The organism is Nonomuraea sp. LPB2021202275-12-8 (genome assembly GCF_037044575.1).
Taxonomy (GTDB): domain Bacteria; phylum Actinomycetota; class Actinomycetes; order Streptosporangiales; family Streptosporangiaceae; genus Nonomuraea.
Genome location: NZ_JBAHWD010000160.1, coordinates 1 through 450 on the forward strand (window position 1 = coordinate 1; position 450 = coordinate 450).

The 450-nt window shown below is 69.8% G+C and carries 1 pseudogene; it reads left to right on the forward strand.

Annotated elements, in window-relative coordinates:
* Positions 1-450, forward strand: a pseudogene (locus V5E28_RS49170) (RNA-guided endonuclease TnpB family protein); the annotation flags it as partial.

Here is a 450-nt window from a genome sequence, read left to right on the forward strand (position 1 = left end):
CCCGTCGAAGACGACGATCCGGTACGGCGGCCAGTCCGCGCAGCTGAAGGCGATCCGCGCCGCTGATCCGGACGGGCAGGGCCGTTGGTCGTTCACCAGTCAGCAGCAGACCCTGCGCCGCCTGAACAAGGCGTTCGAGGCGTTCTTCCGCCGGGTCAAAAGCGGTGAGAGGCCCGGCTACCCGAGGTTCAAAGGGCGCGGCTGGTTCGACACCGTCACCCTCGTGGAGGGCGACGGGGCACGCTGGGACTCCCAACCCCAGCACGGCATGGCGACCTACGTCCGCGTCCAAGGCATCGGGCATCTGCGAGTCCACCAGCACCGCGCGGTGGCCGGGCGCGTCAAAACCGTCGAGGTCAAGCGTGAGGCCGGGCGCTGGTACGTCATCCTGTCCTGCGACGACGTCCCCGCCCAGCCGCTCCCGAAGACCGGGCGCGAGATCGGCGTGGA